This is a genomic window from Hoeflea prorocentri, from assembly GCF_027944115.1.
Taxonomy (GTDB): Bacteria; Pseudomonadota; Alphaproteobacteria; order Rhizobiales; family Rhizobiaceae; genus Hoeflea_A; species Hoeflea_A prorocentri.
Genome location: NZ_JAPJZI010000001.1, coordinates 4,364,310 through 4,387,405, shown reverse-complemented (window position 1 = coordinate 4,387,405; position 23,096 = coordinate 4,364,310). Strand labels below are relative to the sequence as shown.

Annotated in this window: 25 protein-coding genes and 1 riboswitch; of the genes, 9 read left to right on the top strand and 16 right to left on the bottom strand. The window is 58.7% G+C overall.

The window, feature by feature from the left end:
- Positions 1 to 21: 21 nt before the first annotated feature.
- Genes OQ273_RS20675 through OQ273_RS20665 form a run of 3 tightly spaced genes read left to right on the top strand, consistent with a single transcriptional unit; the run spans position 22 to position 1,885 of the window.
- Entirely contained in the window at positions 22 to 270 is a 249-nt protein-coding gene (locus OQ273_RS20675) for a hypothetical protein (protein ID WP_267992816.1), read from the top strand.
- 8 nt (positions 271 to 278) lie between these two features.
- Positions 279 to 1,184, top strand: coding sequence for a pyridoxal kinase PdxY (gene pdxY / locus OQ273_RS20670; protein ID WP_267992815.1), 906 nt, complete (start codon positions 279 to 281; stop codon positions 1,182 to 1,184).
- Positions 1,181 to 1,885 carry a carbonic anhydrase gene (locus OQ273_RS20665; RefSeq protein WP_267992814.1) on the top strand — a complete coding sequence of 235 codons (705 nt, stop codon included), beginning with the start codon at positions 1,181 to 1,183 and terminating at the stop codon, positions 1,883 to 1,885. Before pdxY ends, OQ273_RS20665 begins: the two co-directional genes overlap by 4 nt.
- Here OQ273_RS20665 and OQ273_RS20660 read toward each other — a convergent pair.
- Positions 1,882 to 2,859, bottom strand: a complete 978-nt coding sequence (locus tag OQ273_RS20660) for an aldo/keto reductase (RefSeq protein ID WP_267992813.1) — start codon at positions 2,857 to 2,859, stop codon at positions 1,882 to 1,884. The genes OQ273_RS20665 and OQ273_RS20660 overlap by 4 nt on opposite strands.
- 139 nt (positions 2,860 to 2,998) lie before the next feature.
- Here OQ273_RS20660 and OQ273_RS20655 point away from each other — a divergent pair, with 139 nt between their 5' ends.
- The gene (locus OQ273_RS20655; RefSeq protein WP_267992812.1) at positions 2,999 to 3,913 is read left to right on the top strand and encodes a LysR family transcriptional regulator; all 915 of its coding nucleotides are present in this window, start codon (positions 2,999 to 3,001) and stop codon (positions 3,911 to 3,913) included.
- A gap of 44 nt (positions 3,914 to 3,957) precedes the next feature.
- Here OQ273_RS20655 and OQ273_RS20650 read toward each other — a convergent pair whose 3' ends face one another.
- The 7 genes from OQ273_RS20650 to OQ273_RS20620 all read right to left on the bottom strand — a co-directional run bounded on the left by OQ273_RS20650 (position 3,958) and on the right by OQ273_RS20620 (position 9,861).
- Positions 3,958 to 4,725 (bottom strand): lytic murein transglycosylase, encoded by a 768-nt coding sequence (locus tag OQ273_RS20650; protein WP_267993168.1) that lies wholly within the window; start codon positions 4,723 to 4,725, stop codon positions 3,958 to 3,960.
- A 376-nt stretch (positions 4,726 to 5,101) separates the two neighbouring features.
- Positions 5,102 to 6,136, bottom strand: a complete 1,035-nt coding sequence (locus OQ273_RS20645; RefSeq protein WP_267992811.1) for an aspartate-semialdehyde dehydrogenase — start codon at positions 6,134 to 6,136, stop codon at positions 5,102 to 5,104.
- A gap of 294 nt (positions 6,137 to 6,430) precedes the next feature.
- Complete coding sequence (locus OQ273_RS20640) at positions 6,431 to 7,282, bottom strand: phosphatase PAP2 family protein (protein WP_267992810.1); 852 nt, start codon at positions 7,280 to 7,282, stop codon at positions 6,431 to 6,433.
- A gap of 41 nt (positions 7,283 to 7,323) precedes the next feature.
- Positions 7,324 to 8,436 (bottom strand): 3-isopropylmalate dehydrogenase, encoded by a 1,113-nt coding sequence (gene leuB / locus OQ273_RS20635; RefSeq protein WP_267992809.1) that lies wholly within the window; start codon positions 8,434 to 8,436, stop codon positions 7,324 to 7,326.
- A gap of 41 nt (positions 8,437 to 8,477) precedes the next feature.
- Positions 8,478 to 8,861, bottom strand: a complete 384-nt coding sequence (locus OQ273_RS20630) for a RidA family protein (protein ID WP_267992808.1) — start codon at positions 8,859 to 8,861, stop codon at positions 8,478 to 8,480.
- A 32-nt stretch (positions 8,862 to 8,893) separates the two neighbouring features.
- Positions 8,894 to 9,499, bottom strand: a complete 606-nt coding sequence (leuD, locus tag OQ273_RS20625) for a 3-isopropylmalate dehydratase small subunit (protein ID WP_267992807.1) — start codon at positions 9,497 to 9,499, stop codon at positions 8,894 to 8,896.
- A gap of 137 nt (positions 9,500 to 9,636) precedes the next feature.
- Entirely contained in the window at positions 9,637 to 9,861 is a 225-nt protein-coding gene (locus OQ273_RS20620; protein WP_267992806.1) for a hypothetical protein, read from the bottom strand.
- 216 nt (positions 9,862 to 10,077) lie between these two features.
- Here OQ273_RS20620 and OQ273_RS20615 point away from each other — a divergent pair, with 216 nt between their 5' ends.
- A complete protein-coding gene (locus OQ273_RS20615; protein WP_267992805.1) occupies positions 10,078 to 10,968 on the top strand; it encodes an HpcH/HpaI aldolase/citrate lyase family protein in 891 nt (296 codons plus the stop codon).
- A gap of 24 nt (positions 10,969 to 10,992) precedes the next feature.
- The gene (locus OQ273_RS20610) at positions 10,993 to 11,199 is read left to right on the top strand and encodes a DUF1737 domain-containing protein (protein WP_267992804.1); all 207 of its coding nucleotides are present in this window, start codon (positions 10,993 to 10,995) and stop codon (positions 11,197 to 11,199) included.
- A 13-nt stretch (positions 11,200 to 11,212) separates the two neighbouring features.
- On the opposite strand, the gene OQ273_RS20605 is transcribed toward OQ273_RS20610, so the two are convergent.
- From OQ273_RS20605 to OQ273_RS20570, 8 genes are all read right to left on the bottom strand, one after another.
- Complete coding sequence (locus OQ273_RS20605; RefSeq protein WP_267992803.1) at positions 11,213 to 11,530, bottom strand: hypothetical protein; 318 nt, start codon at positions 11,528 to 11,530, stop codon at positions 11,213 to 11,215.
- A gap of 161 nt (positions 11,531 to 11,691) precedes the next feature.
- Positions 11,692 to 11,902, bottom strand: a riboswitch (cobalamin riboswitch).
- A gap of 57 nt (positions 11,903 to 11,959) precedes the next feature.
- Positions 11,960 to 12,880 carry a hypothetical protein gene (locus tag OQ273_RS20600; RefSeq protein WP_267992802.1) on the bottom strand — a complete coding sequence of 307 codons (921 nt, stop codon included), beginning with the start codon at positions 12,878 to 12,880 and terminating at the stop codon, positions 11,960 to 11,962.
- Positions 12,877 to 13,620 carry a sulfite exporter TauE/SafE family protein gene (locus tag OQ273_RS20595; RefSeq protein WP_267992801.1) on the bottom strand — a complete coding sequence of 248 codons (744 nt, stop codon included), beginning with the start codon at positions 13,618 to 13,620 and terminating at the stop codon, positions 12,877 to 12,879. The genes OQ273_RS20600 and OQ273_RS20595 overlap by 4 nt, the downstream gene beginning before the upstream one ends.
- Positions 13,621 to 13,717: 97 nt before the next feature.
- On the bottom strand, positions 13,718 to 14,428 hold the full coding sequence (locus OQ273_RS20590) for a helix-turn-helix transcriptional regulator (protein WP_267992800.1): 711 nt from the start codon (positions 14,426 to 14,428) through the stop codon (positions 13,718 to 13,720).
- Positions 14,429 to 14,509: 81 nt separating this feature from the next.
- Positions 14,510 to 14,884: a VOC family protein gene (locus tag OQ273_RS20585; RefSeq protein WP_267992799.1), complete on the bottom strand. Its 375-nt coding sequence runs from the start codon at positions 14,882 to 14,884 to the stop codon at positions 14,510 to 14,512.
- 86 nt (positions 14,885 to 14,970) lie between these two features.
- Positions 14,971 to 15,753 carry an SDR family NAD(P)-dependent oxidoreductase gene (locus OQ273_RS20580; protein WP_267992798.1) on the bottom strand — a complete coding sequence of 261 codons (783 nt, stop codon included), beginning with the start codon at positions 15,751 to 15,753 and terminating at the stop codon, positions 14,971 to 14,973.
- A gap of 123 nt (positions 15,754 to 15,876) precedes the next feature.
- Positions 15,877 to 17,787, bottom strand: a complete 1,911-nt coding sequence (locus OQ273_RS20575) for a propionyl-CoA synthetase (protein ID WP_267992797.1) — start codon at positions 17,785 to 17,787, stop codon at positions 15,877 to 15,879.
- Between the two features lie 233 nt (positions 17,788 to 18,020).
- Positions 18,021 to 18,701: a YggS family pyridoxal phosphate-dependent enzyme gene (locus OQ273_RS20570; RefSeq protein WP_267992796.1), complete on the bottom strand. Its 681-nt coding sequence runs from the start codon at positions 18,699 to 18,701 to the stop codon at positions 18,021 to 18,023.
- A gap of 212 nt (positions 18,702 to 18,913) precedes the next feature.
- Here OQ273_RS20570 and leuS point away from each other — a divergent pair, with 212 nt between their 5' ends.
- The 3 genes from leuS to holA are packed head-to-tail and all read left to right on the top strand — an operon-like array spanning position 18,914 to position 23,089.
- On the top strand, positions 18,914 to 21,532 hold the full coding sequence (leuS, locus tag OQ273_RS20565; RefSeq protein ID WP_267992795.1) for a leucine--tRNA ligase: 2,619 nt from the start codon (positions 18,914 to 18,916) through the stop codon (positions 21,530 to 21,532).
- A 13-nt stretch (positions 21,533 to 21,545) separates the two neighbouring features.
- The gene (gene lptE, locus OQ273_RS20560; RefSeq protein ID WP_267992794.1) at positions 21,546 to 22,043 is read left to right on the top strand and encodes an LPS assembly lipoprotein LptE; all 498 of its coding nucleotides are present in this window, start codon (positions 21,546 to 21,548) and stop codon (positions 22,041 to 22,043) included.
- 2 nt (positions 22,044 to 22,045) lie between these two features.
- Complete coding sequence (gene holA / locus OQ273_RS20555; RefSeq protein ID WP_267992793.1) at positions 22,046 to 23,089, top strand: DNA polymerase III subunit delta; 1,044 nt, start codon at positions 22,046 to 22,048, stop codon at positions 23,087 to 23,089.
- Positions 23,090 to 23,096 lie beyond the last annotated feature (7 nt).

Below are 23,096 nucleotides of genomic sequence, written 5' to 3'. Positions count from 1 at the left end.
TGCCATCACGGGATCGCAATAATGGCAGACCACGACGATCAGTCTCGCAAGGCGCTGCAGGACCTTGAAAAACTCAAGGACGAAGGCAATCTCCTCCACGCGCCGAAACTCAAGACCAAGTCGAAGACGGTAACCGGTCACTTCATGGCAAAGGATGTCGATCCTTCGGATAAGATTGAGGTTTGGGGAACACGTATCGGGCGAATTCTTTCCTTGATCGCACTCGTCGCCCTCGTTATCTGGTTGGCCAATTTCCTTCAGAGCAACTGAGGAAGCTCATGTCCGTCGACACGCATCACAAACCGGATCAGGGAGCGGTCCTGGTCATATCGAGCCACGTGGTCCGGGGCTCGGTCGGTAACCGTGCGGCGGTCTTTGCGCTGGAAACGCTTGGCCATCCGGTCTGGGCCCTGCCCACTGTCGTCCTGCCCTGGCACCCGGGGCATGGACCGGCGACCCGTTCGATGCTGCCGATCGAGGATTTTGCCGCCATTGTCGACGATCTTTGCCGTGCACCCTGGATAGGAGAAGTCGGCGCCGTGCTCTCCGGATATCTCGGTGACGCCAGACAGGCGCCGGCAATCGAGCGGCTCGTCAAAACGATCCGGGACCAGAACCCGGACGCCCACTATGTCTGCGATCCGGTCATCGGGGATGCAAATGGCCTTTATGTGCCGGAGGAAACGGCTTCAGAGGTCCGCGACCGTCTGATCCCGCTTGCCACGATGACCACGCCCAACCGTTTTGAACTTGAATGGATCTGCTCCACAACCTTTGACGACAACATGCAGATCGTCGAGGCGGCGCGGTCTCTTGGCCCCAAGCGCGTGGTTGTCACATCCGCCCTGCCCATGATGTCCGGATGTACCGGAAACATTCTTGTAACGGCGCAGGACGCCCTGATGGCCGAACATCAGGAAATCGCCAGACCGCCGAACGGACCGGGCGATCTCCTGGCCTCGCTGATGCTCGCCCATGTCATGAACGGCAAGGCAGACGAAAAATCGCTGCAGTCGGCAAGCGCCTCCGTATTTGAAATCCTGGCCCGCACGGTCAAGCGCGGCGCCGACGAACTTGCGCTGGAGAGCGAGGCGGACAGTCTGAAGCGCCCCTTTGCTCTCGTTAATATGCGCCGGCTGATGAGGCCGGCCTCCCCGCGTAAGCGGGTTATAGGGAGACAATGACCATGAACACCTTTCCAGACCGGCTGCTTGCCGGATACAGCCAGTTCATGTCCGGCCGTTACGGCGAAGAAAGTGACCGATACAGGGAACTTGCCGACAGGGGGCAAAAGCCCAAAACACTGATCGTCGCATGCTGCGACTCGCGCGCGGCTCCCGAAACCATATTCAATGCCGGGCCCGGAGAACTGTTTGTTGTGCGCAATGTCGCCAACCTCGTTCCGCCCTATGCGCCGGACGGATCCTTTCATTCCACATCGGCGGCACTGGAATTTGCCGTCCAGTCTCTTCGCGTGCGCGATATCGTGGTGATGGGACACGGCCGCTGCGGCGGCATATCCGCAGCGCTCAATCCCGGCGCGACCCCTCTTTCGCCGGGCGATTTTATCGGCCAGTGGATGAGCCTGCTTGATCCGGTCAAATCGGAGATGCAGTCCGGTGCACTCGCCGACGGGCAGGAACGGCAGACCGCGCTGGAACGGGTCTCGGTCCGCAATTCCATAACCAACCTGCGGACATTTCCCTGCGTTCGGATCCTCGAAAAGCGCGGCAAGCTCGATCTTCATGGGGCCTGGTTCGACATTTCGACAGGCGAATTATGGGTCATGGACGCCGGCAGCGGCGAGTTTGTCCGCCCGGAACAAAAACAGCTTGATCAGTCATTGGCCAATACCGCCCGCGCCGAGGCCGAGGAAGACGCCTAGACCCTCCGGTCCAGAATGTTGTCGATCTCAATAACCTGCTCCTCAAGGAGCGGGCCATGCGCCCTGGCCCCGAAATTCTCTTTCGCCTGCGCCTCTGTGCGAATGCCTGGGATTGGAATAATACGGTCGCTCTGCGCCCACAGCCAGGCCAGTGCTCCTTGTGCAAGGGTGCGGCCACTGCTCGTAAGGATATCGCGTATTGCATCACGGCGCGCGGCCCATTCAGCATTGGCACGGCCACCGCTTTCGAAATAGACCAGATCCGGCGGTGGCGCGGAGCGTATATCGTCCTCCGGCAAGCTGCTTTGCGCTGTGTATTTTCCGCTCAGAAACCCCATGGCGAGCGGCAGTCGGACCAGCCCGAACAGATCATGCGCCTCGCACATCTCCACCATCCGGGTTGCCGGCTGCAACACATTCATATTGAACTGGGCCATCTGCGCCCCATGCTTCGCGGCGAGCAGTTTCGCCCGCTCGGGATCGTCGGTGCTCCATCCGTAATAACGGACTTTTCCTTCCCGACATAAGGCGGCAAGGGTCTCTCCAACACGCTCCGCCTCATCCATGGCCAGCTCAGAAATGTGAAGCTGGTATATGTCGATCACATCTGTTTCGAGACGCCGCAAAGAGGCCTCCAGAGCCGCCCTGATATAGCCTTCGGACCATTGTGTACCAATCAGCTCCTTTGTCCTTTCGTCGATGACATTGCCGAACTTCGTTGCTAGAAGAACACCATCGCGATGGTTCCTCAGGGCTCTGGCGATCACCCTTTCACTGTGGCCGGTTCCATAGGCATCAGCTGTGTCGATGACAGCCGCACCGTGGTCGATGGCACAATGGATGGCGCGGATCGATACCGGGTCGCTGGTTTTTCCATATCCAAGGGGCGCACCCTTAGGCAGAAGCCATTTTTCACCACTGAAAAAAGGGCCGCCCAAAGCCCAACTTCCCATGCCCAGCGGCGTATCATTCATCCCAAATAGTTCTATATAACTGTTTTTGTTTGTTTTCATCATCCGTACCCCATATGGTCACGTCGAGACTGGTCAGCACATGCAAGCCATAATCGACCTTTTTCGTCATGAAAACGGACAGTTTTGTTAGGATCTTTTCATGAATGAAAAGTGGAAATGGGAGGATTTGCGGGTCTTCATCGCCGTCGCGAGGGCCGGTGGGTTGTCCATGGCCACCCAGACAACCGGGCTGAGCGCGCCCACTCTGGGCCGCCGCATTCTGGCGCTTGAACGTGCGTTGGAGATGGAACTGTTTCACCGAAGCCAGGACGGGTACACACCGACAACGGCCGGCTACGAGCTGCTCGAGATCGCCGAGGGTGTCGAGAACGAGGCCGCAAAGGTGGACCGCTGGCGCGACCGGACTCAACCGTCGAGAAAAATCAGGATCGCGGTCGGTTTCTGGACCGGCCTCTTCCTCGCCCACAAGCTCTCCGAGCTGCGCCCGAAGGATGGCAAGGCCGACCTCGTCCTGATCACCGGCATCGGCGAAATGGACCTTCAACGCCGACAGGCGAACATCGGTTTGCGCAACCGGCGGCCGGAACGGTTGGGGCTTGCCGGACAGCGTCTCGTCAGGGTCGAGTTCTCCATCTACGGCGACAAGGATTACGTAGAAACCCACCCCGCCGCCAAGGCCCGGCGACGCTTTTGGGATTGCGACTGGCTGACCATTTTTCACGACGGGCCGAAGCCGCCTTCGGCGGCCTGGCTCGACACCCATCTTGAACGCGATGCAGTCCTGACATGCAATTCACCGGCTGCGCTGATGGCCGCGCTGACCACCGGAACCGGCCTCGCTGTTCTGCCCTGTTTCATCGGTGACGCTTCGCCGCGGCTGGTGCGATGCAGCGAGCCGATTGCTGAACTGGCGCACGACCAGTGGCTTGTCAGCCACGATGAAGATCGTCATGAGCCGCATATCACCGATGTGATCAGAAGCATCGCCGATCTCATCAGGCGCCACAGGCGGTTGTTTGAAGGAGGGGCCGTGGCCTCACCCGCGCAAGGATAAGGCGCGGGTGAATAGCACGATCGGACAGGCGGACAGCCGAAAACCTAGCTGTCGATTCTCAGGGCGATGATGGCAATGGCCTGCTGGTAGACCTTCGCGGCATTCCAGGCCTGGATAGCCCGGAAGTTTGTCTCGCCAGGCTGATAGCCGCGTCCACGCTTCCAGCCATAGGCACGCAGATAATTTGCCGTCGAGGCCAGCGCGTCGGTGCGCGAGCCCACAAGGTCACGGCGGCCGTTGCCATCCCCGTCCACGGCGAACTTCAGATAGCTGGACGGTAGAAACTGGGTGTGGCCGAGCTCGCCGTGCCCGGCGCCTCGCATTTGCTTGCGCGTAAGCTGACCCTGCTGGATGATGGTCATGGCCGCATAAAGCTCATTTGTGAAGAAAGCGGAACGGCGGCAGTCATAGGCAAGCGTCGCCAGGGCTGAAATCGTGTCTTCCTTGCCCATATAGCCGCCGAAGCCGGTTTCCATGCCCCAGATTGCCAGAATGACCCCTGGCGGCACACCGTAGCGCCTCTCCAACGAGTTCAGCAGCTTTGCGTGACGTTTCTTCATCTGCTTGCCGCGGCTGACAATGGCATTTGCGCCGCGTTTTTGCATGAACTGGTTCAACGACAGCTTGAAACTGCGCTGATTGCGGTCAAGCCGGATAGTCTTGGTCTTGTAAGAGACATTACCGAGCGTCGCATTGATGGTCCTCTGGTTAAAGCCCTTGCGCGCCGCTTCCTTTTTGGTTTCTTCCACCCAGCGCGGAAATCCTGCGGCTGTATTGCCGCATTTGGCGGCAAGTGCCGGTCCGCCGGCCATGACCGTTGCGGTCAAAACAAGCGCCACTTTGAAAAAGCCGTTTATCGTCGCGGATCTCAAGAAAAGCCCCCTCGAATTTCTTTTAAAGCGTGAAGTCTGTGAATTTTATACAATCACTGTGACGGTTTTTCAAAGTCTAGACCGCTTGCCGGCGCCATCGGAGCTTCTGGCGACAGCTTAAACGGTCGGTGCCTGATATGAACGTTGCGCAGATGGTCCGTTCAAATCCAAGGTTAAATCCAAAAGGGCTTAACAATTTCAACGCTCGTTCCGGCATCGAAACAAAAGGCCGACAAGCGAGGCCGCCTGTTTACCTTGAAAACAAAAGACGGGCCGCAAAGAGCAGCCCGTCCTTTTTAACCCGGCAAACCAGCTATCAGGCGGCCTGGTTCTTCGATTTGATAAGGCCGCGTGCGACCAGTAGTTCGGCTATCTGGATCGCATTGAGCGCCGCACCCTTGCGCAGATTATCCGATACCACCCACATGTTCAGACCGTTTTCGACCGTCGCATCCTCGCGAATACGCGAGATATAGGTCGCATCCTCGCCGGCGCATTCATGCGGCGTGACATAACCGCCATCTTCGGCCTTGTCGACAACAAGGCAACCGGGCGCATCGCGCAGGATGTCACGGGCCTGTTCGGCCGTGATCTCTTTCTCGAACTCGAGATTGACAGCTTCGGAATGGCCAATGAAGACCGGAACCCGCACAGCGGTGCACGTCACCTTGATCTTCGGATCCAGCATTTTCTTGGTTTCTGCCAGAACCTTCCATTCTTCCTTGGTATATCCGTCTTCCATGAAGCTATCGATATGCGGAATGACGTTAAAGGCGATGCGCTTGGTATAGATGCCCTTCTCGACAGGGTCGTTCACGAAGACGGCCCGTGTCTGGTTGAACAACTCGTCCATACCGTCCTTGCCGCTGCCTGAAACCGACTGGTAGGTCGAAACCACGACACGCTTGATGACGGCTGCATCATGAAGCGGCTTGAGGGCGACAACCAGCTGGGCCGTTGAACAGTTCGGATTGGCAATAATGTTCTTCCTGGAAAATTCGCTGATCGCGTCGGCATTGACTTCCGGCACGATCAGCGGAACATCGGCATTATAACGCCAGGCCGAAGAGTTATCGATTACCACGCATCCCTGCTGGCCGATCTTCGGCGACCATTTCTGTGACACTGACCCGCCGGCCGACATCAGGCAGATGTCGGTATCGGAAAAATCGTGTGTTTCCAGGTTCTTGACGGTCAGAGTCCCGTCTCCGAAGGAAACCTCCTTGCCCACCGAGCGGCTGGATGCCAGCGCGATGACCTCGTCCGCCGGAAAATTGCGCTCCGACAAAATCTCCAGCATTTCCCGGCCCACATTGCCTGTGGCACCGGCGACTGCGACACGAAATCCCATGGTGTCCTACTCCTGTCTCTCTTCCTGTTCGCAACCCGCCGGCCATTGCGGGTCCCTTCCCCGGCTGGACCGGGAAGAGCGCGGACAAGCCAGAGACGTCAGACCGTTTTGGTCGTCTTCGTGGCCGTTGTTTTGACAAAACGGATGTATGCAAGAAGGTCGCCGGCCCGATCGGCCGGACGGCACTCATGCCAGCTATGCAGTTCTGAAACGTGCATTTTCATCTCCGTTCGCAGGCCTTTTACATCGCCTGTCGTTGGAGTCAATCGCTGAAAGAAGCCGAGAGGCGGTCAATCAGCCCCTTAAGAGGAACTTTTGCAGCTGATAGCCTGGCCTTCGCACCGGCATTCCGTTCTCATGAACCTTGAAAAGTATTCCATAGCCGGCAAAGAAAAGCGCGGTGAAATAGGCATACCAAGCTCCGAAGGCAACACCGGCAATCACATCGCTCGGATAGTGGGCACCGACAAGAACCCGTGTGAACCCCAGCCAGACGGCAAGCACCAGGGCGGGAAATCGCAAGCTCGGGAAAAAGATGGCAACGGCGGCGAAAAACGCGCCGGATGTGGTTGAATGGCCGGACGGGAAACTGGCGAAGCTGGCATTTGAAAAGGGCTGGAAGTAAAACGCTCCAAGCTCTTCATAGTGGACAGGCCGCGCACGCCCTATAACTCGTTTCAGGACCGCAACGATCAGTCCGGATATACCCACCGATAGAAAGATATACGCGCTGGCGGCGACCCATTTCGCCATCACGAGCCGTGTTCGCGCCTTAAAGCCGGACCAGTCGATGAGGAATCCGGCCAGCACCAGGATGCCGGTCGGAACAAGGATCCAGCCCGACTTGCCGATATCGGTCAAGCGGAAGGCCCATCTGAGAATATCCGCCGGCCATTGATGCCGGTAAGCGCCCACCGGGTTGTCAAGCACCACCGCCACCAGGATAACCACCATGACGGTCAGGAACAGGTAGCGCCAGCCTCGCACGCGGAAGGACCGTTTGATAAAGGACTGCCGCCGCTTCAAAAGTGAACGGTTTGCAACGACATTCGACCTGAACCGATCCGACAGACGGCGGCCGACAGCGCGCATCGAAGATGCGAAACCTGCCGGGTTTTCCGTATCCGCCTTGTCCTGATGGTCCATTGTTTCGCCAACCGCTGCTTTAGCGGCGGTTCCTTGATCGATCAGGCAGTCAAAGAACGGAACCGTTCAAGGACCGCATCACCCATTTCAGACGTTGAAACGGTTTCAGCATGGGGGGCGGCGATATCGGTTGTGCGCAATCCGTTCTCCAGAACATCGGCAATCGCCTTTTCAAGCATCTCCGCCTCCTTCACCATATCGAAGGAGTAGCGCAGGCACATCGCAAATGAGGCAATCATGGCAATCGGGTTGGCAAGGCCTTTGCCCGAAATATCCGGAGCTGACCCATGCACCGGCTCGTAAAGCGCCTTGCGCATGCCGGTTTTCCCGTCCGGCGCACCGAAGGAAGCCGACGGCAACATGCCCAGCGAACCGGTCAGCATGGCCGCGACATCAGACAGCATATCACCGAAGAGGTTGTCGCAGACAATGACGTCGAACTGCTTGGGCCAGCGCACAAGCTGCATGCCGCCGGCGTCGGCCAGCATGTGGTCAAGCGCCACATCGCTGTATTTCTCGGCGTGGGTCCGTGTGACGACCTCGTTCCACAGGACCCCGGATTTCATGACGTTGCGCTTTTCCATCGACGTGACTTTGTTCTGTCGCGTGCGCGCCAGTTCAAATGCCACCCCGGCAATGCGCTCGATCTCGTAGGTGTCGTAAACCTGCGTGTCGATCCCGCGTTTTTGGCCGTTCCCGAGATCGATGATTTCCTTCGGCTCGCCGAAATAGACGCCGCCGGTCAACTCACGTACGATCAGGATATCGAGACCCTCAATGACATCCTTCTTCAGAGAGGATGCATCGGAAAGCGCCGGATAGCAGATTGCCGGACGCAGATTGGCAAAGAGCTCCATATCCTTGCGCAAACGCAAGAGGCCGGCTTCCGGGCGGACATCATAGGCAACGCTGTCCCATTTGGGCCCGCCCACCGCGCCGAACAGCACGGCATCGGCCGCATCGGCTTTTGCCATGTCTTCTTCGGAAATGGACTTGCCGTGCGCATCATAGGCCGATCCGCCCACCAGCCCTTCCTCGATCTCAAAACCCGCGCCGTGGCTCTCATTCATGAAACCGATCAGCTTGCGGACCTCGGCCATGGTTTCCGGGCCGATCCCGTCGCCGGGCAGAAGAAGGAGTTTACGCGTTGCCATGGAACATTCCTTGTTTGTCTTCGTGTCGGACAAGAGCCCGGTCAGTCTTTCGGTTTATAGGCGGTAGCCTCGATTTCAATGCGCATTTCCGGCCTGATCAGACCGGTGACAACCATTGTTGCGGCAGGCCTGACTTCGGCAAAGAATTCCCCGACAACGGGAAAGACCCGGCCGGCGTCCGCGGCATCGGTGATGTAGTATTTCACGCGGGCGATATCGGCGAGGCCGAAACCGGCATCCGTCAGCGTCCGCTCTATCGTTGAAAGGGCGTTTCGAGTCTGTGCCTCGATGCTTTCCGGCATTTCCATGGTCTCGTAATCGTAACCGGTCGTGCCCGCCACGAAGCAGAAATCGCCTTGCACAACCGCCCGCGAATATCCGGCCGCCTCTTCCATGGGCGAACCGGAGGAGATGAGTTTGCGCATGCCGAACTCCGATTTGCGATCCGCCGTTCCGCTCAGTGCCACGGACGATGGTTGGAAATGTGTTCTTCGTGGCTGTCGATATGGTGGTCCTTTTCCATCGTCAGACCGATATCATCGAGACCGTTGAGAAGGCAGTGTTTCTTGAACGGATCGATGTCGAATTTGATAATGCCGCCATCGGGGCCGTGGATTTCCTGGGTTACGAGATCGACGGTCAGGGTCGCATTGGCGCCGCGCGACGCGTCGTCAAGGAGCATTTCAAGCTCCTCCGGGGTCACGACGATCGGCAACAGGCCGTTCTTGAAGGAGTTATTGTAGAAAATATCGGCGAAACTCGTCGAGATGACGCATTGTATGCCGAAATCCATCAGCGCCCAGGGCGCATGCTCGCGTGAGGAGCCGCAACCGAAATTATCACCCGCTACCAGGATCGTCGCATTCTCATAGGCCGGCTTGTTGAGCACGAACTCCTCGTTCTCGGATCCGTCCTCATTAAAACGCATCTCCGCAAAAAGGCCCTTGCCAAGGCCCGTGCGCTTGATTGTCTTCAGATAGTCCTTCGGGATGATCATGTCGGTATCGACATTGACAATGGGCATGGGTGCAGCGACACCGCTGTGTCTTGAAAATTTCTTCATCGCGAGAACCTCAATATACTTCCCGGCTTTAGCCGACGATGGCCAGCAGGCATAACAAACGCCCGCCAGGCGAACTTTGCCAAGCGTTTATCAAAGCTGAAACAGAAAAAGAAGGCCCCGGCGGTGAGAATCGCCGATCACATATCGATAATCTTGCCGTTCCCGTCGTCCCAGACACGTGGACCATTCTCGCGTTTGTGGACGCGGTTGCGCCGATTGAACCGGGCGGCGATCAGGCCGACCACGCAGGCGACAGCGGCAAAACCGACAATAGCCAGCCCGACGGTCGCCATGACGACGATGATCAGGGCGGCAATGCCGAGCCCGACAACTGCAACAATGATTGCGCGAAGATTTGCCATCGTATTACCTCCCGCTTTCTCAAATTCGGCGAACCGCAAAACAGCCGGCAGCCGTGTAAACCCGCTGGAGATCGGGTCTGCTTCCATTCAATTGGTCATTGAACGGTACAGTTTCAACCGCCGCCGCCTTACAATTCGTAAAGGATGCAGCTCCAAAACCGTCGGAGCTCACAACACAGCCTTGCGATGCGGCCCGGCGAAAGGCATTAAGACGCCATGAAAAAAACAGGCATACATCACCGCCAAAAACAGACCCGCCGCTCGGTCCTTTACATACCCGCCAACAATGAACGGGCCATGGAAAAGGCTACCGGGCTCGATTGCGATACAATTATCGTCGATCTTGAAGATTCCATCGCACCTGATGAAAAACCGGCAGCGCGCAATGCGCTCGAGGACCGTCTTTCAAGGACCGGGCCGCCAGGCAAGGAATGGATCATCCGGATCAACGCCCTTTCAAGCAAATGGGGTCATGACGACATTGTCGAGGCTGCGCGTCTGCGCCCCGACGCCATCCTGCTGCCAAAGGTCAACGGTGCAGCCGACATTGACCAGGCCGAGGCGGCGCTGCGGGACGTTGGGGCTGAACCGGCCATCGGGCTCTGGGCAATGATCGAAACACCGCGCGGTATCGCAAACGTTCTCACCACAGCCGACACCGCGCATCGGCCCGGCGGCCGCCTCGATTGTCTGGTGATCGGATCCAATGATCTGTCCAAGGAAACGGACATCCCCCTTCCGGACGGAAGACAATTTATGACACCCTGGCTTATGCAGGTGGTGCTTGCCGCCAAAGCCGCCGGCGTCGATGTGCTCGACGGCGTTTATAATGATTTTCACGACGAGGCCGGTTTTCTTGCCGAATGCGCCGAAGGCCACCTGATGGGCTTCGACGGAAAAACCCTTATCCATCCAAGCCAGATCGGCGGTGCCAATGAGGCATTCGGAGCTGGCAAGGACGCACTTGCGCAGGCAAAAGCGATCGTGGAAGCGTTTTCCCTGCCCGAAAACGCCGGCAAAGGGGTGATAAAGATCGACGGGCGCATGGTAGAGCGCCTGCATCTGGAACAGGCCGAGGCGCTTTTGGCAAAAGCCGGCATCCGGTAACCTGACACGAATTGGAGCTGCACGATGAAACTCTACAGATTGCTGACCGGGCCAGACGATGCCAGTTTCTGCCATAAGGTCAGCGAAGCTTTGTCACAGGGATGGGAGCTCCATGGTGATCCAGCCTACGGTTTCAACAATGAATCCGGGCGCATGCAATGCGCCCAGGCCGTCATCAAGCATGTCTCCGGAAAAACCTACAGCCCGGACATGAAACTCTCCGAGCAATAAGCCCGGTTTTATATCAGGGTTGCCGCCTGCGCCTGCGCCGGTTCGGTGAAACCGGTATTTGCGATGCCTCGATGGCCTGCCTCAGATAATCGCAAAACAGCTGAACATCGGGTGACATGGCAGGGCCCGCATCCACGACGCGCAGCGCATATCGCGCCGCTTTGTCGATCGCTGCGCCCGTTGGAAGGTCGAGCATCCACTGGATCAGCGCTTCCTCGGCAGAAAGCGGCCGATACGACCGGTCCTTGCGCAACGCGACGATGTTGGTTCCGTCAGGCCGGCCAATCCTGCGGACGATACGGCCAATGTCACTATCTTGTACGGGAAACATCGCTCACCCTCCCATTCGGCCGGGTGAAGGACATCTGTGAAGATCGTCTGTTTGTTTGATGTGGTTCACATGTCTCTCCTCAAAAGGCAGAGACGGGGCATAAGAAAGCGCAGGTGCCGGCCAGGACCGGGCTCGCCGCTCTTCCGGGGCACCCCGCCCGGCTTGCAGTTCACGTAAAGGCAGGTCTCCTGGCTTGCGGGTCATCACCGTCTCCTGCCTTCCCGGCTGTCAAGGCCAGTGGCTTTTGGGAGAGGCTCGCCGCTTACAGTTGCGGGGGCAGCGCCGGATTTGCACCGGCTTCCCTCTTGGCTTTGCCAAACTTGCGCTTATCAGCGCGAATCGCGGCAAAGAACCTTTACCCAAGCAGCTTACCGCGAATCTGTTCAACAGACAGCCGCTACAGCGACGCTTTTCGTCGCAAGCTGTGGTTCAGCGGTAAAAGCGCCTGAGCAGGATGGGTGTCAGATACATCGGAACCTGATAGCAGCCGATAAACAGCAGCAACGGCTCCATGACGCCAGCCGGCAAGGCTGCCAGGAACAGCGCAATGTTGCGATTACCGGCACACACCGCGATTCCAGCGCTTTGATCCGGCAAGGGTCGCTTCAAAATGAGATAGACGCTTGCCTGCAGTCCGAAATTGGCAACAAAGGCAATAAAGAGGTTAAACGCCAGTCCGCCGGGGTTGTTCTCCAGGGCCGGACGAACGGCGGCCATCAGCCCGACAACCATGATAGCCATGGTGAGCGCTGCCAATCCATCGATGGCGCCAAGACCCGCCGGACCGGGATTTTTCAAAAAGAACCCTCGAATGACAAAGGCAATGGCCGTTGCAATGCCGATGATGAGAAGCAACCGCAGAGCCGCACCCAAAACGCTTTTGCCGGCAACCAGGTCCGGCATCATCCAGAAAACCGGGATCGTGGTCAGGGGAAGCAGCGCCGTACCTGCGATCAACAGCCGTAACGAAGGCGCGCTGTCCTTGCCAAGCAGGATAGCCAGGCTCGGACTTCCGGAAATCGGCGAAGCCGCGAGCATCAGCGCCAATCCGAAAGCCAGCGGGCTCCGCCAGTCCGTTGCAATCAGCACTAGAACAAAAATGATCGGCAAGGCCAGTTGCAGGGCCAGAACAAAGTAGAGAGACTGGCCGATATCCCGTGTCGCGCCAAAAGCCTGCCGGGGCCCGACACGCAAAGCGGAGAAGAACAACAGCAGCGCCACGGCTATCGGAAGCTGCTTTTCCATGAAGGCGGCAATGCCTGGCAACGCGACACCGGCGACCAACCCAAGGACAAGGAGCCAGCGCCCGTGGCGCGCGGCAAACTGCAGAACGGAAAGTACCGGGGTCACGTCAGCCCCCGCAGAACCAGCAGAATTCCGGCCATCCCGGCAACGCCGAGCAACCATGGTCGATACCAGCGCAAGAACCGCAGTCTGAAGAAACGGGCGACCCAAAGGCCTGCGAACATGGGCGGCAACATGGCCAGCGCCAGCGCGGCATCGCGCCATCCTGCCCAACCGGCCCAGTAAAGGCCCGCAAGTGAAATGCCGCAGCCGATGGCAAAGAAGGCCGCAAGGGTGGCGCGTGCCGCATCGGGCTCGCGTCCCTGATAGACAAGGGCCAGCGGCGGCGCGCCAACAGACGTGATCGTTCCCATCGCTCCGGATATGAAACCCATCGATCCCAGCGAGCCCCAGTTGAAAGGCAGGGATCGCCCGGCGGCCGACAGCCCCACCGCGACAAGAACCATTGCGCCAAACAGCAGACTGAAACCGGATGCAGTCGAGACGATCAACAACAGGACGAGACCCAACACCGCGCCGATAAGCCGCCCTCCCGTCGCCACCGCAACCTCGTTCCAGCGAATATGCGCCCGCTCAGCCAGGGCGCCCCAGGCTGCCGTCAACATACCAAGAAAAAGAGTCGGTGCAGGCACCAGCTCGGGATTGAGCAATGCCAAAAGCGGGGCGACGGTCAGACCAAATCCCATTCCCAGGCCCGACTGGACAATCGAGCCGGCCATAACGATCAACCCGACCGCTGCGATAAACGTAAGCGGCAGATCAAGGGTATATACATCGGCGCCCACAACACCTGCCTTCCGGATTGCGCGTCAATCAGGTCCAACGGCAATACGCCTTGCATGGGGCCGATGCAAGCGTGCGACAACAGGGGCCCGGCAGACCTTATGGATAACGGTCCGGGCCTTTCGGCTCCTGATCCCGTTCCACCCTGCGGTAGTAGTCGGCCAGCGTCCGGCCGCGTTCCGGCCGGAAGATTTCACCGGTTTCGCGGATCTTGTCCATCCGATCGAGCCGGAATGTCCTGAAATCGGATCTGAGCTCACACCAGGCCGCAAGTGTCCACACCTTGCCCCAGAACCAAAGGCCGAGCGGACGGATACGCCGTGCCGTAGCTGCGCCCTCGGCATCCCGGTACTCCACATCCAGCACTTGCCTGCGGTCGGCGGCCCTTTCAAGCAAGTCGAAGCGGTGGCGATCCTCATCCGGCATCATGAAATCCGGGGCGTGAATTTCCGTCTGTTGAATCCGGTTGCGCTCGCCATCGGGCAGGACGGCCTCGATCTTGACCAGCGCCTCTTCGGCAGCCCGCGCCACCGCGGCGCCACCCCAAGCCCGCGCCATGCGCGCGCCGGTGACAAGAGCGACAATTTCGTCGCGCGAAAACATCAGCGGCGGCAGATCAAAACCCTCGCGCATGATGTAACCAACGCCAGCCTCCCCATCAATCGGGACCCCCGTTGATTGCAGGTCGGCGATATCGCGGTAGATGGTACGCTCGGAAACCTCCAATCGCTCAGCAAGAGAGGCGGCGGTAACCAGACGGCCACCCCGCAGATACTGAACAATCTGGAACAATCGGTCTGCACGACGCATGTCATGGCCCCCGCACTGTCAGGAGTGCGCCCGGGCCGCTCATGGCCCGAACACACGGCTCAACCTTATCGCCAGGCCCGGTCAGTTGAACAGCCCGATGCTGTTTCCATCCGGATCGAGACAATAGACAAAGCGTCCGGAATCGATGGTCACGATATCCGAAACAACCTTTCCACCGTTCTCGACAACACGGTCCATGGCTGATTCAAGCTTCTCCTGCACGGCAAGGTGAACAGTGCTTCCCTTGCCCGCAACACCCGGGTTTCCGGCATATATGTGGCCGGCCACGCCAGTGGCGGGCTCCTTGTTCGGGAAGATACCGATGGTCTGAGGCCCCATATCGGTCTCGACCAGTTCGGTCTGAAGAACCGCGTTGTAAAACGCCATCCCGGCCTTCAGGTCGCTGACCGGGATTTCAAACCAGACAGCGGCATGTTCAGGTGTATTAGAGGACATTGTCATCTCCGTAATCATGTCTACGAAGATCTTATGACACAGGCCTCCTGACAACATTCTGTCAGGAGCATGACAGGGGTCGGCAGTCAGTTGTCGTTCGGCGGCACTGTATAGTTGAGCGGCAGGCGCCCGCCATCGGCGTAGACGGTCTGCCCGGTCACATAGCCTGCATCCTTTGACGCCAGAAACGCGGCTATACCGGCAATTTCCTCCGGCTCGCCGATACGCCCGAGCGGCGTGCGCGACAGGACGCGTTCGCGCGCCTCGCGGTCTGTCACAACCGCCTTGAGCATATCGGTCATAATCGATCCCGGACCAATTGCGTTAACGCGGATGCCATATTGCGCAAGTGCCAGCGCCATGACGCGCGTCAACTGCACAACGCCACCCTTTGAGGCTGTATAGGCAACCTGATCGGGTATCCCGACCACTGCATTGATCGAGGAGATATTGATAATACAGCCGGGATCGCCGCCTTTCTCGATCTTGTCGACCATATGGCGCGCAACCGACTGGCCGCACAGGAATACGCCCTTCAGATTGACGCCCATGACCCGATCGAAATCGGTCTCCTTCAGCTCCAGAAAATCCGCCTTGTGGGACGTTCCGGCATTGTTGACCAGAACATCTATGTCGCCGAATGCATCAAGCGCATTGGCGACAAGATTTCGAACATCCAGCCGTTCTGCGACATCGGCGGCCACAAACCGGACATCACCCAGGGCTGAAAGCTCTTCGCACGCGGCTTCACCGGCCTTTTCATCCACATCGGCGACAACAACTCGGGCGCCGTCAATCAGGAACCGCTTTGCAATGGCATAACCGATGCCGCGCGCACCGCCCGTAACTATGGCATTCTTGCCGTCCATGTGTTCCGCCCCCAGCCCAACAGACTTGTCCGTTCCGACGGCAGACAGTGAACGCGATGGCTGCGCCGGTCAATGACAAATAATCATAGGGCCGTACCGGTCGCGGACAAGACTGCAACCGGCTCAGGGGCGGCCGATACCTCGGGTCTGCAGCGCCTCGCCGATTTCGTCGAGTATCGCTGGATCGTCGATCGTCGCGGGCATCTTCCAGGCCTCGCCATCGGCAATCTTCTGCATGGTTCCGCGCAGGATCTTTCCTGAACGCGTTTTCGGCAGACGTACGACCGTAAGGGCCTGCTTGAAGGCGGCGACGGGCCCGATCTGCTCCCGCACCAGCTTGACGACTTCCTTCTCGATATCCTGGGGGCTTCTCTCCACGCCGGAGTTGAGAACCAGGAAACCTGCCGGGACCTGTCCTTTCAGACTGTCGGCAATGCCGATCACGGCGCATTCGGCAACATCGGGATGATAGGCGATGGCTTCTTCCATTGCGCCGGTAGACAGCCGGTGACCGGCCACGTTGATGATGTCGTCGGTGCGCGCCATGATGAACAGATATCCGTCTTCATCCATGAAACCGGCATCGGCGGTTTTGTAGTAACCTGGAAATTCGGCAAGATAGGCTTCCCGGAACCGGTCCTCCGCATTCCAAAGTGTCGGCAGGCAGCCGGGCGGCATCGGCAGTTTGACGACGATATTGCCAAGTGTGCCGCGTTCGACGGGATGGCCCTCATCGTCGAGAACCTGAATATCGTAGCCCGGCATGGCGACCGTGGGCGAGCCCAGTTTGACCGGCAGCATGCCAAGACCCACCGGATTGCCGGCAATGGTCCAGCCCGTTTCCGTCTGCCACCAGTGATCGATTACCGGAACGCGGAGTTTTTCGCGCGCCCATTCGATCGTGTCCGGATCGGCCCGTTCGCCCGCCAGGAACAGTGTCCGGAAGTCGGAGAGGTCGTATTGGCCGATAAGATCACCCTGTGGATCTTCCTTCTTGATGGCGCGGAAGGCCGTCGGGGCCGTAAAGAGTGCAGCGACCTTGTGTTCGGAAATCACACGCCAGAACGTGCCGGCATCCGGCGTTCCGACCGGTTTTCCTTCAAAGACGATGGTCGTGTTTCCATGCAAGAGCGGCGCGTAGGCGATATAGGAATGGCCCACCACCCAGCCGACATCGGACGCTGCCCAGAACACCTCTCCGGGATTAACCCCGTAAATGGCGTTCATGGTCCAGTTGAGCGCAACCATGTGGCCGCCATTGTCACGGACGACGCCCTTCGGCTGTCCGGTCGTGCCGGACGTATAAAGAATATAGAGTGGATCGGTCGCATCGACCGGCACACAGGCCACGTCGCGGCCCTCAGCGCGCGCCTTCTCCATTGCCTCGGCAAAATCGGTGTCACGTCCCTGCGTCAGCGGAGCCGTTTCCTGCGGACGCTGCAGGACAAGACAGCCCTGCGGTTTGTGTTTGGCCTCGGCAATCGCCTCTTCCAGCATCGGCATGTAGGCGACCACCCGGTTGGGCTCGATGCCACAGGAGGCGGCAATGATCAGTTTCGGTTTTGCGTCGTCGATCCGGGTTGCAAGCTCATGGCCGGCAAACCCGCCGAAAACCACCGAGTGAATCGCGCCGAGACGGGCGCAGGCGAGCATTGCCATGACGGCTTCCGAGATCATCGGCATATAGATGATCACCCGGTCTCCCTTGCCGATCTCCTGATCCTGTAGAACGGCGGCAAGCGCCTTGACCTCGACCAGAAGCTCGCCATAGCTGTAGTTCTTTTTCGCACCGGTGATCGGGCTGTCATAGATGATGGCTGGCTGGTCGGCGCGGCCGCGCTCCACATGACGGTCGAGGCAATTGAAACAGGTATTGGTTTTGCCGCCGGCAAACCACCGGCCATAGGTCCCCTGATCGGGGTCAAACACCTTGTCATAGGGCGAAAACCAGTCGATTTCTTCTGCGGCTTTCGCCCAGAAACCTTCAGGATCAGATGTCCATCCGTCATAAACCGATTGATAGCTGCTGCCCATTTTTTCCTCCCATCGCGGACCTGCCGGAACCGTGGGTTCCTCATCCGCTCTTGCGGTCTGGCGCCTCGAGCAGGACGTTCCCATCGCCAGGCCGGAGCCATATCAGCCGCAGATGTGAGTAAACACCGGTTCCCGGCCGCTGCAATACCCGGCATCTGCGCCGCCACACATACAAAGCGGAGCGTCCAGGGTAAATCAGACCTTAGATCAATGCGACGGGTTGGGCGCGGCTTCTACGGCGCGGCGACCGGTTTGTCTCGGCTGCCAAATATTGCCGATCCGACCCGCACCGACGTCGCCCCGAACGCGATGGCCGTCTGGTAGTCGGCGGACATGCCCATCGACAGTTTTTGCAACCCCGTCTCTTCGGCAAGCTTGGCAAGCAAGGCAAAATGCGGGCCGGGATTTTCGGCAATCGGCGGAATGCACATCAATCCCTCAATGGTAAGGCCGTGCGCACGACGGCAACGGTCGACGAACGCCACTAGATCCTTCGGTTCGACACCCGCCTTTTGCGGCTCAGAGCCGGTATTGACCTGAACAAACAGCCTGGGCTGCCGGCCTTGTTTTTTCATTTCAGCCGCGATCGCCTTGGCAATCTTCTCCCGATCGATGGTTTCGATCACATCAAACAGGGCTACGGCATCCGCCGCCTTGTTGGATTGCAGCGGCCCGATGAGGCGCAGTTCGATATCGGCATTTTTCTCTTTCAGCGCAGGCCATTTTCCCTGCGCTTCCTGGACCCGGTTTTCGCCAAACACGCGTTGCCCGGCCGCGATCACCGGGACGATGGCGTCGGCGTCGAAGGTTTTCGAGACCGCAACAATCGTAACCGCATCGCCGGCGCGTCCGGTATCGACCGACGCTTTCGCCACCTCTTCGCGAACCAGCTTCAATCTGTCCGTGGCACTCATAATGTTCTGCTTCCGGGTAATCTTCCAGACTTCCAGAGCCTCATGACATAGCCGTGGCTGCGGCACAATGGATTCTTCTCCGGCTGACAAGCCGTCCGCAATCCCGTTTTGCGGCTCATTCGCGCCAATTTGAAGGCCGGACAGTTGACGCTCGCCGGGTTTCGTGGTGAAGCTCCGCGCAAAGTTTCAGAATAGCAACGGACCCCCTTTCGATGGCCATTGAACGTTACAATCCGCGCGAAGCGGAACCGCGCTGGCGCAAGATCTGGGACGAGCGGAAACTGTTCGAAGCGGATAATGACGATCCAAGGCCGAAATATTACGTCCTGGAGATGTTTCCCTATCCGTCGGGCCGCATCCATATCGGCCATGTGCGCAATTACGCCATGGGTGACGTCATTGCTCGCTACAAGCGCGCCTGCGGCTATAACGTGCTTCACCCGATGGGCTGGGATGCGTTCGGCATGCCCGCCGAAAACGCCGCCATGCAAAACAAGGTGCATCCGCGCGACTGGACCTACCAGAATATCGACATCATGCGCGCGCAGCTCAAATCCATGGGCCTGTCGCTCGACTGGTCGCGCGAATTCGCGACCTGCGATGTCGACTATTATCATCACCAGCAGCAGCTTTTCCTCGATTTCCTCGAGCATGATCTGGTCTATCGCAAACAGTCGAAGGTCAATTGGGATCCCGTCGATCAGACCGTCCTTGCCAATGAACAAGTGGTGGACGGACGCGGCTGGCGCTCAGGCGCGCTTGTCGAGCAGCGCGAGCTGACCCAGTGGTTCTTCAAAATCACCGATTTCAGCCAGGAGCTGCTGGAAGCCCTGAACGATCTCGATCAGTGGCCGGAAAAGGTCCGGCTGATGCAGAAAAACTGGATCGGCCGCTCCGAAGGCCTGCATATGGGATGGCAGATCGTTTCGGAGACCGCACCGGCGGGCGAAACCGTGCTGGAGGTTTACACCACGCGTCCGGACACGCTTTTCGGCGCATCCTTCATGGCGATTGCCGCGGACCATCCGCTTGCCGTCAAAGCGGCTGAGGACAATGCCGACCTCGCAGCTTTCTGCGACCAATGCCGCCGCATGGGCACATCGGTCGCAGCGCTCGAAACAGCCGAGAAACAGGGTTTCGACACGGGCATCAAGGTACGCCATCCCTTTGATCCGGATTGGCTTCTGCCGGTTTACGTCGCCAACTTTGTGCTTATGGATTACGGCACGGGTGCGATTTTCGGATGCCCCTCGGGCGACCAGCGCGATCTCGACTTCGCCAACAAATACGGTCTGCCGGTCACCGCTGTCGTCATGCCCGACGATGCTGATGCCGCAACGTTCCAGATCACGGAAGAGGCCTATGTCGGCGACGGCGTGATGATCAATTCACGCTTCCTGGATGGCATGTCGCCCGGTGATGCTTTCGACGAGGTCGCAAATAGGCTTGAATCCATCGAGCTTGACGGCAAACCGCAGGCGCGCCGCGAAACCAACTACCGGCTTCGCGACTGGGGTATTTCACGCCAGCGCTATTGGGGCTGCCCGATCCCGGTCATCCATTGTGACAGTTGCGGCGTTGTACCGGTTCCTCGGTCCGATCTGCCGGTCGAACTGCCCGACGACATCGACTTTGAAAAACCTGGCAATCCGCTTGATCGCCATCCCTCATGGCGCTCTGTGGCATGTCCGAAATGTGGTGCCGATGCCCGCCGTGAAACCGATACGATGGACACATTTGTCGATTCTTCCTGGTATTTCGCCCGATTTACGGCACCGAAATCCCCAGAGCCGACGGAAGCGGCCGCCGCAGATAGCTGGCTGCCGGTCGATCAGTATATTGGCGGCATTGAGCACGCGATCCTTCATTTGCTCTATTCGCGCTTCTTCACCCGCGCGATGCGGATTGCCGGCCATGTCGGCATAAAGGAGCCGTTCAAGGGCCTGTTTACCCAAGGCATGGTGGTGCACGAGACTTATAAGGGCGATGAGGGCTGGCTGATGCCGGCCGATGTCCGCGTGGAAGAGACCGAGGGCGACCGCCGTGCCTACCGGCTCGACAATGGCGATGAAGTGACGATCGGCTCCATTGAAAAGATGTCGAAGTCCAAAAAGAACGTGGTCGATCCGGACGATATCATCGATTCCTGTGGTGCGGACGCGGCACGTTTCTTCATGCTGTCGGATTCGCCGCCCGAACGCGATGTCATCTGGACCGAGGCAGGCGTCGACGGCGCCCACCGGTTCGTCCAGCGCGTCTGGCGCCTTCTCGGAGAAGCCGCGCCGGCGCTCAAATCGGCGCATGCAGCACCGGCGAAACAGGGTGAGGCAGCCGAGATTTCCAAGGCAGCACACAAAGCGCTGAAGGCGGTTGGCGAAGATCTCGACAAGCTTGCCTTCAACAAGGCGATTGCCCGCATGCATGAGCTGGTCAACACGCTGGCCGCGCCGCTTTCCTCGGTCGCGGGCGGTCGTGCCGATGCAGCAACCCTTGCCGCCGTCAGGGATGCGGTTGATATCCTGATCCGCATCATGGCCCCGATGACGCCGCATCTTTGCGAGGAATGTAACACGCTGCTTGGCGGGAACAGCCTGATTGCCCAGTCCCAATGGCCGCAATTCGACAAGGAGCTTGTCGTCGACGATCAGATCACGCTTCCCGTACAGATAAACGGTAAGAAACGAGGTGATTTGACAATTGCCCGCGATGCCGATCAAGTGGCTGTCGAGACAGCCGTTCTGGAGTTGGCGGTGGTGCAGGCGGCGCTGAATGGAAACGCTCCGCGCAAGATCATCGTCGTTCCGCAAAGGATCGTAAACGTTGTCCTATGATGGGAAGGTCCGAATGAGACATATTCTGCTTGCCGTGCTTCTGGTATTCGGCGTTTCCATTCTCCAGGCATGCCAGGTCAAACCGCTCTATTCCACATCGGCGGGAACGGAATCGAAACTCCTGTCCGTAGGCATCAACCCGGCCGACGACCGGGTTGAGCAGGTATTGCGTAACCGTTTGATTTTTATGTTCTCAGGCGGCAAAGGTGAGCCCGCGCATCCCGACTACACGCTTGATCTTGCCGTCGCCGGCAGCGCCAGCGCCGCATTGCGCGAGCAGCTGACTGACGGCATCACCGCACAGCGCTACAGTGCGATTGCCACCTATTCCCTGCGGGATAACAAAACCAAGGAAATTATCGGCAGCGGCAAGCGCACGGTCGTGACCTTCTATGATCAGACAACCCAGGAATTTGCCAACAGGCGCGCTCTTCGCGATGCGGAAGACCGGGCGGCCGGCGAATTGGCCGAAATCATCCGGGCGGACACGGCGGCGCTGATTACCCGATAGAAATGGCACAGAAAAAGGCCCACGAAGTCGACGGTTTCATCAAGCGGCCAGACCCGAGTTACCGGGCGCTGCTGATCTACGGACCGGACCGTGGCCTCGTATCCGAACGGGCAGCAGCCCTTTCCAGAACGGTCAATGTCGACCTCACCGATGATTTTAATGTCGTGAAACTGGACAACTCGGATCTGAAGGAAGATCCGGCACGGCTGCTCGACGAAATCAACGCCATCGCTCTGTTTGGTGGTGATCGGCTCATCTGGCTCCGGGGCGCCGGCAATGACAAGGCGGTCGTCGACGCCGTTGCGGCCATGGCCGCCGACCCGCCGGCCGATACAACGCTCATTATCGAGGCTGGCGACCTCAAAAAGGGCTCGTCCCTGCGCAAGACCGCCGAAACGGGCAAAGCATCAATGGCGCTGCCCTGTTATGCTGATGACGGGCGGGCCATTCACGCGTTGATCGACGAAGAACTTGGGCAGTCGGGTCTCAATATCAGTCCGCCTGCGCGTCAGCATCTCGTTGAAAATCTCGGTGGCGACCGGCTGGCAAGCCGAAAGGAACTGCAAAAGCTCGCCCTTTATTGCCATGGGCGCGGTGAGGTAACCGAAGAGGATGTCCGCGCCATTTCAGGCGATGCGTCCTCCCTGTCAATCGACGAGGCGGTGGATTGCGTCCTGACCGGGAACGTATCCGGTCTCGATCACGCACTCACACGCATTATTGCCTCAAAAGCACAGGTTTTTCTGGTACTTCAGGCCTGCATGCGGCAGTTCCAGATGATTGCCGTCATGCGCGGACTGATCGAGGGCGAACGCAAGCGGGTTTCCGAGGTCCTTGGCGAATATGGCCGGCGCGTACACTTTCGCCGCAAACCCGCTCTGGAAAAGGCCGTTCGCGGCTGGAATGGCCGCGCAACGGATGATGTTTTGCAGCATCTGCAGAACGCAATCCTTGAAACCCGCAAACAGCCCGCATTGCAAAACAGCATTGCCCGCCAGGCATTGCTCGCAATTGCGCTCAGATCATCGAAACTGACAAGTAGATAGCCGGCTA

Bases quoted from the DNA above. Each gene is read 5' to 3' on its own strand.
- OQ273_RS20660 (WP_267992813.1), bottom strand. From the start codon at position 2,859: ATGAATGATACGCCGCTGGGCATGGGAAGTTGGGCTTTGGGCGGCCCT.
- holA (WP_267992793.1), top strand. From the start codon at position 22,046: ATGGCACAGAAAAAGGCCCACGAAGTCGACGGTTTCATCAAGCGGCCA.
- OQ273_RS20590 (WP_267992800.1), bottom strand. From the start codon at position 14,428: ATGCGTCGTGCAGACCGATTGTTCCAGATTGTTCAGTATCTGCGGGGT.
- OQ273_RS20575 (WP_267992797.1), bottom strand. From the start codon at position 17,787: ATGGGCAGCAGCTATCAATCGGTTTATGACGGATGGACATCTGATCCT.
- OQ273_RS20570 (WP_267992796.1), bottom strand. From the start codon at position 18,701: ATGAGTGCCACGGACAGATTGAAGCTGGTTCGCGAAGAGGTGGCGAAA.
- lptE (WP_267992794.1), top strand. From the start codon at position 21,546: ATGAGACATATTCTGCTTGCCGTGCTTCTGGTATTCGGCGTTTCCATT.
- OQ273_RS20645 (WP_267992811.1), bottom strand. From the start codon at position 6,136: ATGGGATTTCGTGTCGCAGTCGCCGGTGCCACAGGCAATGTGGGCCGG.
- OQ273_RS20620 (WP_267992806.1), bottom strand. From the start codon at position 9,861: ATGGCAAATCTTCGCGCAATCATTGTTGCAGTTGTCGGGCTCGGCATT.
- leuS (WP_267992795.1), top strand. From the start codon at position 18,914: ATGGCCATTGAACGTTACAATCCGCGCGAAGCGGAACCGCGCTGGCGC.
- OQ273_RS20665 (WP_267992814.1), top strand. From the start codon at position 1,181: ATGACCATGAACACCTTTCCAGACCGGCTGCTTGCCGGATACAGCCAG.
- OQ273_RS20605 (WP_267992803.1), bottom strand. From the start codon at position 11,530: ATGTTTCCCGTACAAGATAGTGACATTGGCCGTATCGTCCGCAGGATT.
- pdxY (WP_267992815.1), top strand. From the start codon at position 279: ATGTCCGTCGACACGCATCACAAACCGGATCAGGGAGCGGTCCTGGTC.
- OQ273_RS20650 (WP_267993168.1), bottom strand. From the start codon at position 4,725: ATGGCCGGCGGACCGGCACTTGCCGCCAAATGCGGCAATACAGCCGCA.
- leuB (WP_267992809.1), bottom strand. From the start codon at position 8,436: ATGGCAACGCGTAAACTCCTTCTTCTGCCCGGCGACGGGATCGGCCCG.
- leuD (WP_267992807.1), bottom strand. From the start codon at position 9,499: ATGAAGAAATTTTCAAGACACAGCGGTGTCGCTGCACCCATGCCCATT.
- OQ273_RS20675 (WP_267992816.1), top strand. From the start codon at position 22: ATGGCAGACCACGACGATCAGTCTCGCAAGGCGCTGCAGGACCTTGAA.
- OQ273_RS20610 (WP_267992804.1), top strand. From the start codon at position 10,993: ATGAAACTCTACAGATTGCTGACCGGGCCAGACGATGCCAGTTTCTGC.
- OQ273_RS20615 (WP_267992805.1), top strand. From the start codon at position 10,078: ATGAAAAAAACAGGCATACATCACCGCCAAAAACAGACCCGCCGCTCG.
- OQ273_RS20585 (WP_267992799.1), bottom strand. From the start codon at position 14,884: ATGTCCTCTAATACACCTGAACATGCCGCTGTCTGGTTTGAAATCCCG.
- OQ273_RS20630 (WP_267992808.1), bottom strand. From the start codon at position 8,861: ATGCGCAAACTCATCTCCTCCGGTTCGCCCATGGAAGAGGCGGCCGGA.
- OQ273_RS20655 (WP_267992812.1), top strand. From the start codon at position 2,999: ATGAATGAAAAGTGGAAATGGGAGGATTTGCGGGTCTTCATCGCCGTC.
- OQ273_RS20640 (WP_267992810.1), bottom strand. From the start codon at position 7,282: ATGGACCATCAGGACAAGGCGGATACGGAAAACCCGGCAGGTTTCGCA.
- OQ273_RS20580 (WP_267992798.1), bottom strand. From the start codon at position 15,753: ATGGACGGCAAGAATGCCATAGTTACGGGCGGTGCGCGCGGCATCGGT.